The organism is Ruegeria sp. CDSC054, from assembly GCF_059610645.1.
In genome coordinates this window covers 1-15071 of sequence record NZ_JBXWOA010000022.1, presented here as the reverse complement: position 1 = coordinate 15071, position 15071 = coordinate 1, and the positions used below count along the sequence as shown (strand labels likewise).

The following is a 15071-nucleotide window of genomic DNA, read 5'->3' as shown; positions in this document are numbered from 1 at the left end:
CTGAAGGGAAGGGGTTTTCCAATGTTTGATGACCGTTACACGCTCGCCTACAAGAGCTATCCATACGAGAAATCGCCCGATCAGGATATTGACGCACCGATGCGTCACCCGGTTGTGGTCATGGGCGGCGGGCCAATCGGAGTCGCCACAGCCCTGGACCTCGGCCGCCAGGGTATTCCGGTGGTTGTGCTTGATGATCATGAGGGCATCGGCATGGGCAGTCGGGCGATTTGTTTCGCAAAGCGCTGTCTGGAAGTGGCCGACCGCTATGGCTGCGGCGAACCGATGCTCGAAAAAGGCGTTGTCTGGAATCTCGGCAAGGTATTCCATCGCGATGACAAGGTATTCGAATTTAACCTGTTGCCGGAAGACGGGCATAAATACCCCGCCTTCATCAATCTACAACAGCCATATTTCGAGCAATACATGATCGATCGCCTGCGCGAGCTGCAGGACAAGGGTGCCCCGATCCAGTTGCGTGGCAAGAACCGTGTGGACAGCGTTGAAGTACACGACGATTACGTCATCCTGAAGGTGATGACACCGGATGGGCCATACACCCTTGAAGCGGACTGGCTTATCGGTTGCGACGGCGCCAACTCACCGTTGCGCGGGATGCTTGGTCTCGATTTCAGCGGTCGCGTCTTTCAGGACAGCTTCCTGATTGCCGATATCAAACTGAAAGGCGATCTGAATTTCCCTACCGAGCGCTGGTTCTGGTTTGAACCGACCCACGGCTCTGGTGCGTCTGCTTTGTTGCACAAACAACCTGATGATGTTTGGCGGATCGATTTCCAGATCGGCTGGGATGTTGACCGCAAAGAAGAACTTAAAGAAGAGAATATCCGTCGTCGATTGGACGCGATGCTGGGGGATGTGGACTATGAAATGGTCTGGTCCTCTATCTATACCTTCCAATGCAAGCGGATGGACAGCTTCCGCTCTGGTCGCGTGTTTTTTGCTGGTGATGCGGCGCACCAAGTCTCGCCCTTTGGTGCGCGTGGTGCCAATTCCGGCATACAGGACGTAGACAATCTTGGCTGGAAACTAGGGTTGGTTATTCAAGGCAAAGCGCCTGAGAGCCTACTTGACACCTATGATACCGAGCGGGTTTACGGCGCGGACGAAAACATCCTGAATTCTACACGGTCTACCGATTTCATCACGCCGAAATCAGAAACCAGTCGGATATTTCGCGATGCTGTGCTCAGCCTAAGCGGAACGTATGAGTTCGCACGACCGATGGTCAACTCGGGTCGGCTGTCGGTTCCATGCATCTACAGTGAATCCCGCCTAAATTCGCCCGACGCGCTGTCAGGCGGGCCCGACAGGACGCAGCCCGGTGCCCCCTGCCCCGATGCACCGCTGGGCGATGAATACCTGTTGTCGAAGCTGGGTGATGAGTTCATCCTTTTGACAATCGATGCAGAAGCACCTGAAGTTCTGGAGGTGGACGGGATTACGGCGCGCCGCCTGGCTCTTTCGACCCGCGACGACCCAACCGGTCAACTCAGGAAACGCTATCTCGGCGAAGCCAGTTCGGCAGTCTACTTGATCCGACCAGATCAGCATGTCGCTGCCCGCCGAGCGGAATACAACGAAACCCTGATGCGCACTGCCTTGCGCCGTGCGGCCGGTAAGGAAGTAAGCCAATGAGCGATCTGACCCTGACACCGAATATCGACGGAACCGACGATTTCTACGCCGACCTGCTGGCAACGCATGAGGGCAAGACCAAGGCCGAGAGCGATACAATCAACGCGAGGTTAATTCTGATCCTGGCCAACCACATTGGCGACCGGAACGTCCTGAGCCAGGCGCTCAGGGCTGCCGACATCACATAATCCAAGGGAGGATACCATGAATATCAAACTGAAGGGCAACACCCTGCTGCTCGCCGGCATTGCAACCGCTGCAATGTCTATCGCAACGACTACCGTGGCAGAGACCAAGCTTGCGCTTTCGAGCTGGCTGCCGCCGCGCCATCCAATCGTCGTTGAGGCAATCAAACCCTGGGCCAAGCAAGTGGAGGAAGTCACCGATGGCCGCGTGACCGTACGTGTGCTTGCAAAGCCCATGGGCCCGCCCCCGGCACATTACGACATGGCTGCCGAAGGTATCGCTGATATCACCTACGGCTTGCATTCCTTTACCACAGATGACCGTTTCACCCGCTCTCGGATCGGTCAGTTCTCGTTCATTGGTGACGATGCCGTTGCTGGCTCCAAAGCATTCTGGAATGTCTATTCCGGCCCGCTGGAGGCGCAGAAAGAACATGAGGGCACCAAGCTTCTGGGGCTCTTTGTGCACGGCCCCGGCATGTTGCACAACAATGTCCGTAAGATCGAAAAGACAGACGATTTCGCAGGCCTGAAGATCCGCGTGCCTGGCGGCTATATCTCAGATCTGATGTCCGGTCTCGGCTCCACAACGCTCTTCATGTCTTCGGGTGAGGTGTATGAAAAGCTCTCGCGCGGAGTAATCGACGGTGTGACGTTTCCCTACGACGCTCTGGCTGCGTTCAAGCTGACCGAAGATGTCAAGTACACGATGCAAGTCCCCGGCGGCATCTACAACACTACTTGGTTCATGGTCATGAACGAAGACAAATGGAACGAGATCTCTGAAGAGGATCAGGCAGCCATCGAGGCGATTTCCGGTGAAGCCTTTGCCGCACTGGTTGGCGAAGCTTGGGTCGGTGCAGACGAGAAAGGCAGCGCCGCGGCTGAAAAGGCCGGGATCGAAATCTACGAAGCGCCAGCCGAAGTCGTTGATGCGATCAAATCACAGGCAGCAGATGCCGAAACAGCGTGGTCCGAAGCCATCTCGGCGGACGGCTACGACGGCGCGGCGGCACTGGAAGAAATGCGCAAACAAGCTGGCGTGGACTTCTGATCAATGGAGCGGCTTCGCCATCGTTTCCCCGACCAGCCCCCTGATGAGGGGCTGGACATCGGGCTGCTGCTCGACAGATCTCTGGGTGTCGGGGCCGCACTGATCCTGTTCAGCCTCGTCCTCATCACCTGTGTGGATGTAGTTGGGCGCTACCTGTTCAACGCACCGCTATCCGGTGCCTTCGAACTCACTGAAATACTGCTGGCAGCGCTCGTTTTCCTGGCCTTACCGCTGACGACAGAGCGCCGCGAACATGTCGAGGTCGACCTGCTGAATCTGGCGCTTGGACGAAAGACGCAACGTCTTTTGTCTGCGTTTGCAGGCCTGTTCTCTGCTGCCCTGTTAGCCACCTTTTCTTGGCGGCTTTTCACCCATGCGGCCAAGGCCGCACATGACGGCGCGGTGACCAACGCGCTTGAGATTCCACTGGCACCATTCGGCTATCTGGCTGGGGTCTCCTGCATGGTTTCGGCGTTCATCGCATTCCTGCGCGGATTACAACCCCCCATCGAACACGACACCGATCAAGATCACCTAGAGGGCGCCCCATGATTGAATCTCTGATCGGCTTTGCGATCCTTCTGGGACTTATACTACTGCGCGTGCCTATCGCGTTCGCAATGGCGGCTGTAGGCGGCTTTGGGTTTGCCTATATGCGTGGTTGGGAGCCTGCCTGGGCTATGACAGGGCAAGTGGCCTTTGACACTTCTTTGTCTTACTCCCTTTCGGTCATCCCTCTGTTCATCTTCATGGGCAATGTGTTGGCCGGCTCAGGCGTGGCACACGGGCTGTTCGCCGGTGCCGATCGGCTTTTTGGCAGGCTGCGCGGCGGACTTGCCATGGCTTCGGTCTTTTCTTGCGGCGGTTTCTCCGCGGTGTGCGGCTCGTCCCTGGCCACTGCTGCCACGATGTCAAAAGTCGCCATGCCTTCAATGCGTCGTTTTGGCTATGATGACCGGCTGGCGACAGGCTCTATCGCCGCGGGTGGGACACTGGGCATTTTGATCCCGCCTTCGGTGATCCTGATCATCTACGGCCTGTTGACCGAAACCAATATTGCCAAGCTTTTTATCGCGGGAATTGTGCCAGGTATCATTGGTGTGCTGTTTTATCTTGGCGCGGTTATGGTTGCGGTACGGTTGAACCCGTCTTTGGCTCCGGAGGAGGAAAACACCGAACCGATGAGCCGGGCTGACGTCATAGGCGTGATCTGTGTGCTGGGCCTTTTTCTCTTCATCATGGTTGGCATTTATGGTGGGTTCTTCACACCGACTGAGGCGGCCGGAATGGGTGCAGGTGCTTCGATCCTGATCGCCATTGCCCTCAGGACGATGACCTGGCGCAGCTTTTTCGCAGCTACGCTGGATTCGATCCGGGCTACTGCCATGATCTTTGCTGTGATCATCGGTGCCGAGCTGTTCACCAACTTCATAAACTACGCCGGACTGCCGGATGCTCTATCAGGCTTTGTTGTCGACAATGAATTGCCGGTCTGGGCAGTCATTGTGTTCATCATGCTGACCTACATGGTGCTTGGTTGTGTGCTTGAAAGCCTGTCGATGATCCTGCTGACAGTGCCGGTCTTCTACCCACTGATGTTTGAGCTTGAGTTTGCCAATGAACTCCTGCTCGATCCCGAAAACGCCCTGATCTGGTTCGCCATTGTGGTTGTTGTGGCCACTGAAATCAGCCTGATCACACCCCCGGTCGGTATGAATGTCTTCGTGCTGAAGGGCGTGTTGCAAGATGTCTCACTCGGAACGATCTTTCGCGGCGTGCTGCCATTCTGGATCGCGGACATCCTGCGGCTGACCCTGCTCATCCTTGTTCCCTCACTGTCACTCTGGCTGGTGGGGTTGATGTAACCGCCAGAGGCGGCCGTACGTCGCCTTGGCCTTGAAAACTGCACCCTCGGAAAGGAGAAATCGATGAAAATCGAGAAGATCCATCACGTCGCTTACCGCTGCAAAGACGCAAAAGAGACGGTCGAATGGTATGGAAAAATGCTGAACATGGACTTCATCCTGGCTATCGCCGAGGATCATGTCCCATCGACCCATGAGCCGGACCCTTACATGCATCTGTTTTTGGACGCCGGGAATGGGAATGTTCTGGCCTTCTTCGAGCTGCCCACGAAGCCGGAAATGGGCCGGGATCCCAACACTCCGATCTGGGTGCAGCACATCGCCTTCAAGGTGAAGGATCGTGAAACGCTGCTTCAGTTCAAGGACCATCTGGAAGCTAATGGCGTCGAAGTACTCGGCGTGACCGACCATTCGATTTTCCACTCTATCTACTTCTTTGATCCTTCCGGCCATCGTATCGAACTGGCCTGCCCGGACCCGGAAGAAGAAGCGCTGCTGGAACGCATGGACGAAGTGAAGTGGCTTATGTTGGACGAGTGGTCGAAGACCAAGAAAGCTCCGAAACATGCCGATTGGCTGCATGCCAAAGAACTCAACAAGTCTGCCTGACAGGCTTCTCGTGCCAGAAGACTTTCTGGCACGAGAACCGAACTTTGGCAAAATCCAAGACGGCTGACCACAAAACAAGGAAGTCATGAAACTATACGGCTATTGGCGCTCGACGACCTCTTTCCGGGTCCGGATCGCACTGAATCTCAAGGGTGTTTCCTTTGAAACAGTTCCCGTCAACCTTGTTGCCGGAGAGCAGCGCGCGCCGGACTATGTCGCGCTGAACCCCGGAAAGGGCGTTCCTACGCTGATCCTTGAGGACGGTCGTGTACTTACCCAATCGCTTGCGATCATCGATTATCTCGACGCCACCATACCCGAACCTCCGTTCCTGCCGGAGGACCCGTTCGAGCGTGCGCGGGTACAGTCTGCGGCCCATACCATCGCGATGGACATTCATCCGGTTAACAACCTTAGGGTCACTGCGCATCTGAAGACCCGGTACGGGCTTGCGGCTGAGGATGGGATCGAGTGGTTCCGGCATTGGATGACAGAAGGTTTCCATGCCTATCAAGCGCTTTTGCCAGCAAACACCACCTTCAGTTTTGGTGACAAGCCGGACCTTGCCGATATCTGCCTTGTCGCACAGCTTTACAATGCACATCGCTGGGGCGTCGATATGGCTCCATTCGACCGTCTGCTTGAGATCGAAGAACGCGCATTCACCCTGCCCGCTTTCGACGCCGCCCGACCTGAAAACCAGCCCGATGCCTCCTGAGAGAAATACACTGGCAGACCTCATTCTATTCTAGGTCGACGGCCTTAGCCCAACCAAGAAGACAATGCCCTTCCGCGTCACCGATTACACGGATTTCTACGCCGGTCGACAGCCAACGCTCCAGATGGCTTGAGTTGCGCAGATTGGCTTATGTACCTATGTCACCGACGCGGCCTTAAGCAGCGCAGTTACGCCTTGGTCCAATGCTGCACGGTCCTCAGCCGACATGGAATTCAGCATCCCTTGCGCGCAAGCATCGACTTGTGGCAGCAACTGTTCGAAACGCCGATGGCCTTCCGGCGTACAATGATAAACCCTAATTCGGCGATCTTCTTCGGAAATTGCCCTGGTTATCAAACCTTTATCGTCAAGCCTCTGCGCGGCCCGGCTGACTTGAACCTTATCCAGAGTGGTGCGTTGCGAGAGTTCTAGAGAGGTCAGGCTTTTGGCATTGGCAAGTAGAAAAAGCAGGCGCCATTCCTCCCGTGATAGCCCGAACTCGCGCTGGTATACTTCCGTGAGTTTTCGTGAGAACGCTTCGGACGCCACGGCGAGGCGATAGGGAAAGAAGGAATCTAGTTGCATAAGAAACTATATGTCCGCTTTGTTTCACATGCAACGAAATTTCCTGCACTGATATTCGCCATCCTTATGCAGGTTGTTTTGCACACTACAAGCCGAAGTTGACGAAATCCCGGTTCCCAGTGTTTTGATTCCGTTGCGAAGATTTTTTCTGCTTGCCAGAAAACTGCGGATCCGCTGGATCAAGGTTCCAGATCGGCAATCTGCTGAAACGGACAGATTCCCAGCGTGAACCGACCTTTGCAAAATTTAGCAGTTCTGCAACGCAAAATCCCAAAAGCGAAAGTTGATCGTTGTGTCAGCTTCAGCTGCCAAGAAAGGTCAACACAAGCCTTGGATATAGGCACGCACCGAGACTAGCGGAAACACTGGACCCGGAAGTGCAACAAAAACTATTAGCATTCTTGCAGAATACTTTTTACCATGCGGTCAAATTTGGGGGAATTGGATGCTCGATTTAATCATCAGACAGGCCAGCCTGCCAGATGGCAGCGGGCCGGTAGATATCGCGATCAAGGCAGACCGCGTTGCGGAAATTGCGCCTGATATCAAGGCTGAGGCGCATGAGGAGATACAGGCGGCTGGGCGTTTGGTTTCCCCTCCTTTTACGGACCCGCACTTCCATATGGATGCGACCCTGAGCCTAGGGTTGCCGCGCATGAATGTCTCGGGCACGCTTTTGGAGGGTATCGCGCTTTGGGGGGAATTGAAGCCCCTGCTGACACCAGAAGCGGTGATTGAGCGGGCCATGCGCTATTGCGACCTTGCTGTGTCGCAGGGGCTGCTGGCTATCCGTTCGCATGTGGATGTTTCATCCGCCCCGTTGGTGGGCGTTGAAGCGCTCTTGGAGGTACGTAAACAGGTTGCCCCCTATATCGACCTGCAACTGGTGGCATTCCCGCAAGATGGCCTTTACCGATCAGAAAACGCAGAGAGAAACCTGATCCAGGCGCTCGATATGGGTGTCGACGTGGTGGGCGGGATCCCGCATTTTGAACGCACGATGTCGGAAGGGGCTCGATCTGTCACAAGACTGGCCGAGATAGCGGCGGACCGCGGCCTGATGCTGGACCTGCACTGCGATGAAAGCGACGATCCTATGTCACGCCACGTAGAAACGTTGGCCTTTGAGACTACGCGCCTTGGGCTTGGGGGCCGTGTAACTGCAAGCCACGTCACTGCGATGCATTCTTATGACAATTACTATGCATCGAAGCTAATCCCGCTCATCGCAGAAAGCGCTATGAACGTGGTACCCAACCCTCTGATCAATATCACGCTGCAAGGGCGTTCGGACACCTATCCGCGCCGCCGAGGTCTGACCCGCGTGCCAGAGCTGCGCGCGGCCGGTGTAAACGTTGCCTTCGGGCAGGATTGCACAATGGACCCGTGGTATTCGCTCGGGTCCGCTGACATGCTGGAAGTGGCTCATATGGGTGTGCACGCGGTACCGATGACATCTCGGGAAGCGATGGAATGGGCATTCACATCGGTAACCCAAAATGGCGCCAAAGCCATGGGCCTGCCCGACCCGACAATCCGCGAAGGCGGCCCTGCCAGTATGGTTGTACTGCAGGCGCGTGATCCGATTGAAGCTGTTCGCATGAAACCCACCCGCCTTGCCGTAATCAAAAACGGCAAGGTGTTGGCCCGTACAGAACCCCGAATGGCCGCGCTTTCGTTGCCCGGCCGCCCCACGACCCTGGATCCCGCAGATTACGCGCCCAGGCCCAATACTCAGGAAGCTTAAGAACAAGAACAATCGCCACCAACAGAAGAGGATCTACCAATGAAACTCACCACAACCCGCCGTCAACTGATGGTCGGCGCTGCGGCCACGCTGGCCCTGCCGGCCTATGTCCGTCGCGTGAACGCACAATCTGCGACTCGAGTCGCTGGCGTGCACATGTCTCCTGTCGAAAACGCGTGGAACAGTCGTATCCATGTAGCGATGCAGGAGGCCGCGGACGCTGGTCTGATCGAATATGAGTTTTCGGAAGGTGTGGCTCCGACCGACTATCCCCGCGCGATGCGCGAGTATGCCGAAGGTGGTGCGCAAATCATTTGGGGCGAATCCTACGCCGTGGAACGCGAAGCACGCGAAGTGGCGGGCGATTACCCGGATACCGCTTTCCTCATGGGCTCTTCCGGTGGGCCGGAAGGGGATAATTTCGGCGTCTTCGGCACCCGCAACCACGAAGCCGCCTATTTGGCCGGGATGCTTGCGGGCCAAATGTCAGAAAGCAATGTCTTTGGTTCGGTCGGCGGTTATCCGATCCCTGAAGTGAACCTGTTGATCAATGCCTTCCGAATGGGCGTGACTGAGGTGAACCCAGATGCCACCTTCGTCAACGGCTTTATCGGAGCATGGTTTGATCCGGCCCGCGCGCAAGAAGCTGCGATTGCCCAGATCGACGCGGGCGCAGATGTCCTGTTTGGTGAGCGCATTGGCACTGCGGATGCCGCCCAAGCGCGGGGTGTGAAGGCCATCGGTTCGCTTATCGACTATACGCCTCGCTATCCAGGCACAGTCTTTGCCAACGCGATCTGGAATTACGGTCCCACTATCGAGGCCATCGTAGCCGACGTTCAGGCCGGCAACCCAACGGGGCGCAACTACACAGAATATTCCTTCATGGCCCATGGCGGCAATGAGTTGATCTATGTCGCCGATGAAGTGCCTGCTGACGCCATCCCGGCGATGGAGGCTAAACAGGCCGCGATCCAATCCGGCGAATGGGATGTTCCAATCGACGAAAGCGAGCCCTCCTGATCCCGCGGGCTTGGACGTGACCGATGCCACGGCTCTAGCGGCTGCCATTGCGGCAGGGCAAATCACTGCCGTCGACGTGATGGAGGCAAGCCTTTCTGCCTGCCACGCGCAGGCGGGCTTGGGGGCCGTGGCATTTCTGGACGAAGACATGGCGCGCGCCGGGGCAAGGGCAGCAGACGCATTGCCATCTGACCAGCGCGGTCCATTTCATGGGGTTCCATTTTTGGTCAAAGACCTCGGTGGTTTCGCAAAAGGACTACCCGCTGCGGCCGGATCCGCAGCAATCCGCGCACAAGCGCGTAAACCCGAAAGTGACAGTCGCCTGTTACAGTATTTGCGCCAAACTGGCTTGATCCCTTTTGGCTTGACGACAACACCCCCATTCGGCCTTTCCCTGACATGCGAACCAGATGGCATGGCTGCGACCCGAAATCCATGGAATCCCGCGTTAACACCCGGTGGTTCATCTGGCGGCGCTGCGGCTGCCGTTGCAGGTGGTATCGTTGCAATTGCTCATGCCACGGATGCAGCCGGATCCATCAGAGTACCTGCAGCGTGTTGTGGTTTGACCGGGCTCAAGCCGTCTCGTGGTGCGGTGCCCGGAGGCCCTGATTTTGCCAATCTCCTGATGGGCATAGCGTCTGAGTTGATCCTGGCGCGATCGGTCCGTGACGTGAAGACTGCCCTTGATGCTGTTGTCCAACCTATGGCCCCGGTGCACTTCCCAAAACGTCCCCGTGTCGCGGTGGCATTGCCGGATCGTTGTGGACCTGATCAGCGCAAAGCTGCGGAAGGTGCTGCCGACGCGCTGCGCGACGCAGGCTGTGAAGTGCATGATGTTCGTGCCCCCGACCGGATTGGGGCGGAGGCTCATGAAATCGCCCGAACCATACTGGCTGTTTCGTTGGCTGAGTGGCTGACCGCACTCAAGATATCTGACGACCAGGTTCCACCGCTCGCAGCCGCCATGGCTACTGAGGGTCGTGCGACACCTGCCACCGCGCTTTTTGCGGCCTCGCGACAGCTGGCACGCCTTACAAATCGCTCCCGCAAGCTTTTCAAATCCGCCGATGCCATCCTGATGCCGGTCCTCTCCTCTGCTCCGCCCGTTGTCGGCACTTTGGATCTGTCTGGCACTTCCCCCGATGAACACATGGCGCGGCTGGAAGCTTTTGCCCCAAACGCAGCACTTGCCAATGTTGCGGGCTTGCCAGCCCTGGCGCTGCCTTTTGGCATGGCAAATGACCTTCCTCTCGGTGTGCAACTGATTGGTCCCACCGGCGCCGATTTCGAACTGATAAAACTCGGTGCACTTATCGAGGCCCGCGCGCCCGCAATTTCCTTTCCGTCCCCAATCGCAGGCCTACCCGCATGACCAAGGTTCTGGAGCTTCACGGCATCACCAAGCGTTTTGGAACGCTTACCGCAAATGATGATGTGACCCTGACACTGGCGGAGGGGGAAATCCTTGCACTTCTGGGTGAAAATGGTGCGGGTAAGACGACGCTGATGAATATCTTGTTCGGCCATTATGCAGCCGACGCAGGTACTGTCAGGGTGTTCGGCGAAGAACTGCCTCCGGGCCTTCCACGCGCAGCGATCGAGGTGGGTGTGGGAATGGTTCACCAGCACTTCACGCTTGCGGGCAACCTCACCGTTCTTGAAAACGTCATGCTTGGCTCCGAACCCTTGACGCGCGCGCGTTCCGCTCGTGGTGGGGCGCGCGAAAAGCTGTTGCAGATCGCAGAGCGGTTTGGCCTGCCCGTGAACCCCGAGGCCAAGGTTAGGTCGCTTTCCGTGGGAGAACGCCAGCGTGTTGAAATTCTTAAAGCGCTCTACCGCGACGCGCGTATATTGATCCTGGATGAACCTACCGCCGTTCTGGCCCGGCCCGAGGCGATGCGCCTGTTCGAGACCCTGCGCGACATGACGAAGGAGGGTCTTTCGCTTATCTTCATCAGCCACAAACTGCATGAAGTCATGGCTGCCTCTGACCGTGTGGCAGTGCTACGCGGCGGCAAGATGGTTGCAGAACGCAAAACCTCTGAAACCAACCCCGGAGAGCTGGCGGAACTGATGGTTGGCCGCAAAGTGGAACGGCCCGTACGCCATGACCATAAGATTGGCGCGCCAGTTCTGATTGCAAACAATGTGCGTGTGGAAGAGGACGGTGAGTTGCGTCTGGATGACGTGTCATTCACCGTCCATACTGGTGAAATCCTTGGTATTGTTGGCGTTTCAGGCAATGGTCAGGCTTCGCTCGGCGGGTTGCTTTCTGGGTTGGTTCACCCAAGCGCGGGGCAGCTGACACTTCTGGACGAAGATATCGGCCATCTGGGGCCGCGCGGCATGATCCGTGCGGGGGCTGGTAGAGTACCGGAAGACCGACACGCGGAAGGCGTAGTAGGCGAGTTGAGCCTGTGGGAAAATGCGGTGCTCGAACGGCTGCGCACACCAGAGTTTTCGCGCCGCGGCTTTGTCCGGCAAGGCGCCGCTCGCGATTACACCTCAGGGCTGATCGAACGTTTTGATATCCGTGGTGCCAGTCCCGACACGCGAACAAGGCTGTTGTCTGGCGGCAATATGCAAAAGCTTATCCTCGGTCGGGTCCTGACCAACGGACCGCGTTTTGTGCTCGCCAACCAGCCGACGCGCGGCCTTGATGAAGGGGCAATTGCCGCCGTTCATGCCGAGCTTTTGGCGGCACGAGCCGAAGGTGCTGCGATCCTACTTATCTCGGAAGAACTGGAAGAAGCCGTGGCCCTGTCAGACCGGATCCAGGCCATCGTCAAAGGGCGCTTGTCAAAGCCCATATCCGCCGACGAGGCTGACCCGCAACGCCTTGGCCTGATGATGGCGGGTGTCTGGAAGGAAGATGATGATGCGGCTTGAACGACGCACACATGTACCGCTGTACCTTGTGGTCATTGCGCCGCTGGCCGCGATCTTTACCGCATTGCTTCTGGCTGCGGGTCTCATCGCCGCTGCTGGGGTAAACCCGCTCACGGCGTATGGCGAAATGCTGACCGGTGCGCTTGGCTCACGCCTTTCGATAACCGAGATGCTGACCCGCGCCACACCGCTCATTTTCACAGGGCTTGCTGCGGCAGTCGCCTTCCGTGCACGGCTTTGGAACATCGGAGGTGAGGGACAGTTCTTTGTTGGTGCGCTGGTCACCGCTTGGATCGGGCATTCGCTCGGGGTTCCGGGATGGATTGGTATTCCACTTTTGATGCTGGCAGGCATGGCTGCGGGCGCGGCTCTTTTGGCGGGACCTGCCTATTTACGCCTGCGTTTTGGGGTAGATGAGGTGGTGACGACCCTTCTGCTAAACTTCATTGTTATCCTGTTCGTAGGCCTCATGATTGAAGGTCCGATGCGCGATCCGTTGGCTTTTGGGTGGCCCTCTTCTGTGCCCGTAGACGGGGATTTTCGTCTGCCGGATCTGATCCCGCGCACGCGTCTGCATATCGGGCTGCTTTTTGCCATCGCAGCAGCAGGTGCCGTTTGGCTGATCCTGGCGCGCAGCGTTTTTGGTGCTGAAACGCGCGCCGCAGGTTTGAACGCCAGTGCCGCCGCCTTTGCCGGAATATCCCTACCCCGAACGATCATGGGCGTAGCTCTGCTTTCGGGCGCCTTGGCAGGGCTCGCCGGGTCTGTCGAGGTCATGGGTGTTACAGCAGGGGTCACCACCACCATGAGCCCCGGTTTTGGCTATGCAGGCATCGTAGTCGCAATGCTCGCCGCCTTGCATCCGGCCGGGGTCGTTGCTGCCGCTGTTTTCGTTGCTACAGTCTTCGTCGGGGCCGACGCCATGAGCCGCGCGACCGGTGTTCCCAGTTTCATCGCTGATGTGATTGTAGCGCTCTGCCTGCTCACCATGATCGTGGCCCTTCTTTTCACAACCTACCGGGTGCGCCGATGAGTGATGCAATTGATCTGCTGCTGAATACCAGCCTGTGGGCTTCCGTGTTGCGTATTGCCACGCCACTCATATTCGGTGTCCTTGGCGCATTGCTCTGCGAACGTTCGGGTGTGCTCAATCTGGGGATCGAAGGGATCATGACCATGGGCGCGATGAGCGGTTGGCTTGCCGTCTACATGGGTGCACCGTTGCTCGTGGGCCTGATGATTGCGGCCCTTTGCGGCGCGGTGATGGGCTTGCTGCACGCCATGCTGACGGTTCCGCTTGGGCTTTCGCAACATGTATCGGGGCTTGGTATTACGCTGTTTGCATCCGCTTTGGCCTATTACCTTTATAGGCTACTTGTCGAAGTGGGTGACCTTCCCCCAACGATCGAAGCTTTTCAACCGCTAAACGTTCCAGGGCTATCCGACATACCTATTCTCGGCCCGATCCTGTTTTCCCAGGCCCTGCCGACTTATCTGGCGCTCTTTGCTGTGGCTGCAATGGCGTATGTCCTTGCCCGAACACCGTTAGGGCTGGCCATTCGGATGACCGGTGAAAACCCGCATGCGGTCGAGGCGCAGGGGTTGAACCCCATCCGCATCCGCATCGGCGCAGTTGTTGTCGGATCGGCTTTGATGGCGGTGGGCGGGGCTTTCCTGACGACAACGGCGTTTAACAGCTTTTTCCCGGGTATGGTTCAGGGGCGGGGCTGGATTTGCATTGCGCTGGTCGTCTTCGCCAGCTGGCGGCCCGGCAAGGCGCTGATTGGCGCGGTATTATTCGCATTCTTTGATGCATACCAGCTGCGGCTGCAGACTGCGATTGAAGGCGTACCCTACCAGCTCTTCCTGATGGCGCCTTACGTACTTTCCATCGTCGCGCTCGTCCTTGTCGCCCGCAGAGCCGAAATACCTGCCGCGTTGATGGCACCCTACCGGCGCGGAGAACGTTAGCGGCATTCGTTCGCGCATATTGGCCGGAATTGAACAAGAAAAAAGAATTCGCACTGCAAGACTGAACGGGTGTTGTCGCGATAACTTGCGGCGCACCAAGGAATGCTGATACCCGGATCTCAAGCGGCTTAGTTTGCGGCATTCCTAGCGTCAAATGGCTGAAACGGTGATTTCGGATTGTTTAGGCTGAGCGACGACGTGCTGGGACACAGAAGCAATTCCGAACGGCTGAATGGGTTGCCACGAACCTCTGAAAGCCGCCTGGAGACAGATGGCCTTGCATCGTCCGTTCCCGTTTTCGGAATGCGAGATGGCTGTTTTCAGCGCGGTTATTGAGACCCGTGTGCGACCAATGCTTCAGATCTTGAGCGACCTCGCGCCCAGCGGCGCCATATGAGCGCAGCTTGTCTGTGATGGCTTGCTTGGGAATGAAGCCGAGGCGTTTTTTTCAGGTGGCGTAAAAGGCGTTTTGCAGCCCGTTTGCCCCAATTCGGTTGGAGGACTTCGCCCAGCACAACGCCATGCTGATCGACTGCGCGCCAAAGCCAATACTTGCGACCAGAGATGCTCACGACAACTTCATCAAGGAGCCAGACGTCGCCTTGTCGACCCTGTTTCCAAAACCCCGGACGAGATGCATAAACAGACAAACTGCATATCCAGAAGAGATCATCAATGTTTTCACGCGAGGTTCTGTCGCAAACTTTTCAGATGGCAGAGCATTAGTGGAATTGGTGAGCGGTTTACCCTGCCAGTTGGGCGAACT

At 57.1% G+C, this 15071-nt stretch carries 15 protein-coding genes and 1 pseudogene; 13 read left to right on the top strand and 3 right to left on the bottom strand.

Going from position 1 to position 15071, the window contains the following annotated elements; genetic code table 11:
* The first annotated feature begins 21 nt into the window (after nucleotides 1-21).
* The 7 genes from AC2FGC_RS23100 to maiA all read left to right on the top strand — a co-directional run bounded on the left by AC2FGC_RS23100 (nucleotide 22) and on the right by maiA (nucleotide 6087).
* Nucleotides 22-1656 carry an FAD-dependent oxidoreductase gene (locus AC2FGC_RS23100; RefSeq protein WP_496727449.1) on the top strand — a complete coding sequence of 545 codons (1635 nt, stop codon included), beginning with the start codon at nucleotides 22-24 and terminating at the stop codon, nucleotides 1654-1656.
* Nucleotides 1653-1844: a DUF2783 domain-containing protein gene (locus tag AC2FGC_RS23095; RefSeq protein ID WP_109310896.1), complete on the top strand. Its 192-nt coding sequence runs from the start codon at nucleotides 1653-1655 to the stop codon at nucleotides 1842-1844. The genes AC2FGC_RS23100 and AC2FGC_RS23095 overlap by 4 nt, the downstream gene beginning before the upstream one ends.
* 16 nt (nucleotides 1845-1860) lie before the next feature.
* Nucleotides 1861-2895, top strand: a complete 1035-nt coding sequence (locus tag AC2FGC_RS23090) for a TRAP transporter substrate-binding protein (protein WP_496727450.1) — start codon at nucleotides 1861-1863, stop codon at nucleotides 2893-2895.
* 3 nt (nucleotides 2896-2898) lie between these two features.
* Nucleotides 2899-3447 (top strand): TRAP transporter small permease, encoded by a 549-nt coding sequence (locus tag AC2FGC_RS23085; protein WP_082637164.1) that lies wholly within the window; start codon nucleotides 2899-2901, stop codon nucleotides 3445-3447.
* On the top strand, nucleotides 3444-4760 hold the full coding sequence (locus AC2FGC_RS23080; protein ID WP_058278629.1) for a TRAP transporter large permease: 1317 nt from the start codon (nucleotides 3444-3446) through the stop codon (nucleotides 4758-4760). The genes AC2FGC_RS23085 and AC2FGC_RS23080 overlap by 4 nt, the downstream gene beginning before the upstream one ends.
* Before the next feature lie 63 nt (nucleotides 4761-4823).
* Nucleotides 4824-5369 (top strand): VOC family protein, encoded by a 546-nt coding sequence (locus AC2FGC_RS23075; RefSeq protein WP_058274548.1) that lies wholly within the window; start codon nucleotides 4824-4826, stop codon nucleotides 5367-5369.
* An 85-nt stretch (nucleotides 5370-5454) separates the two neighbouring features.
* On the top strand, nucleotides 5455-6087 hold the full coding sequence (maiA, locus tag AC2FGC_RS23070; protein WP_496783561.1) for a maleylacetoacetate isomerase: 633 nt from the start codon (nucleotides 5455-5457) through the stop codon (nucleotides 6085-6087).
* Between the two features lie 156 nt (nucleotides 6088-6243).
* Here maiA and AC2FGC_RS23065 read toward each other — a convergent pair whose 3' ends face one another.
* Complete coding sequence (locus tag AC2FGC_RS23065; RefSeq protein WP_058281140.1) at nucleotides 6244-6672, bottom strand: MarR family winged helix-turn-helix transcriptional regulator; 429 nt, start codon at nucleotides 6670-6672, stop codon at nucleotides 6244-6246.
* A 445-nt stretch (nucleotides 6673-7117) separates the two neighbouring features.
* Here AC2FGC_RS23065 and AC2FGC_RS23060 point away from each other — a divergent pair, with 445 nt between their 5' ends.
* Genes AC2FGC_RS23060 through AC2FGC_RS23035 form a run of 6 tightly spaced genes read left to right on the top strand, consistent with a single transcriptional unit; the run spans nucleotide 7118 to nucleotide 14305 of the window.
* Entirely contained in the window at nucleotides 7118-8419 is a 1302-nt protein-coding gene (locus AC2FGC_RS23060) for an amidohydrolase family protein (RefSeq protein ID WP_496783559.1), read from the top strand.
* 39 nt (nucleotides 8420-8458) lie between these two features.
* Complete coding sequence (locus tag AC2FGC_RS23055) at nucleotides 8459-9442, top strand: BMP family protein (RefSeq protein ID WP_058281138.1); 984 nt, start codon at nucleotides 8459-8461, stop codon at nucleotides 9440-9442.
* Nucleotides 9411-10817 carry an amidase gene (locus tag AC2FGC_RS23050; protein WP_496727454.1) on the top strand — a complete coding sequence of 469 codons (1407 nt, stop codon included), beginning with the start codon at nucleotides 9411-9413 and terminating at the stop codon, nucleotides 10815-10817. Before AC2FGC_RS23055 ends, AC2FGC_RS23050 begins: the two co-directional genes overlap by 32 nt.
* A complete protein-coding gene (locus tag AC2FGC_RS23045) occupies nucleotides 10814-12334 on the top strand; it encodes an ABC transporter ATP-binding protein (protein ID WP_496727455.1) in 1521 nt (506 codons plus the stop codon). The genes AC2FGC_RS23050 and AC2FGC_RS23045 overlap by 4 nt, the downstream gene beginning before the upstream one ends.
* Nucleotides 12324-13367, top strand: coding sequence for an ABC transporter permease (locus AC2FGC_RS23040; RefSeq protein ID WP_496727456.1), 1044 nt, complete (start codon nucleotides 12324-12326; stop codon nucleotides 13365-13367). Before AC2FGC_RS23045 ends, AC2FGC_RS23040 begins: the two co-directional genes overlap by 11 nt.
* Nucleotides 13364-14305, top strand: a complete 942-nt coding sequence (locus tag AC2FGC_RS23035) for an ABC transporter permease (protein ID WP_496727457.1) — start codon at nucleotides 13364-13366, stop codon at nucleotides 14303-14305. The genes AC2FGC_RS23040 and AC2FGC_RS23035 overlap by 4 nt, the downstream gene beginning before the upstream one ends.
* A 184-nt stretch (nucleotides 14306-14489) precedes the next feature.
* Here AC2FGC_RS23035 and AC2FGC_RS23030 read toward each other — a convergent pair.
* Both AC2FGC_RS23030 and AC2FGC_RS23025 read right to left on the bottom strand, forming a co-directional pair.
* Nucleotides 14490-14922: pseudogene (locus tag AC2FGC_RS23030) on the bottom strand (IS6 family transposase); the annotation flags it as partial.
* Nucleotides 14874-15071: hypothetical protein (locus AC2FGC_RS23025; RefSeq protein ID WP_496783582.1), on the bottom strand; the 198-nt coding region annotated here is incomplete at its 5' end. The gene AC2FGC_RS23025 and the pseudogene AC2FGC_RS23030, both read right to left, overlap by 49 nt.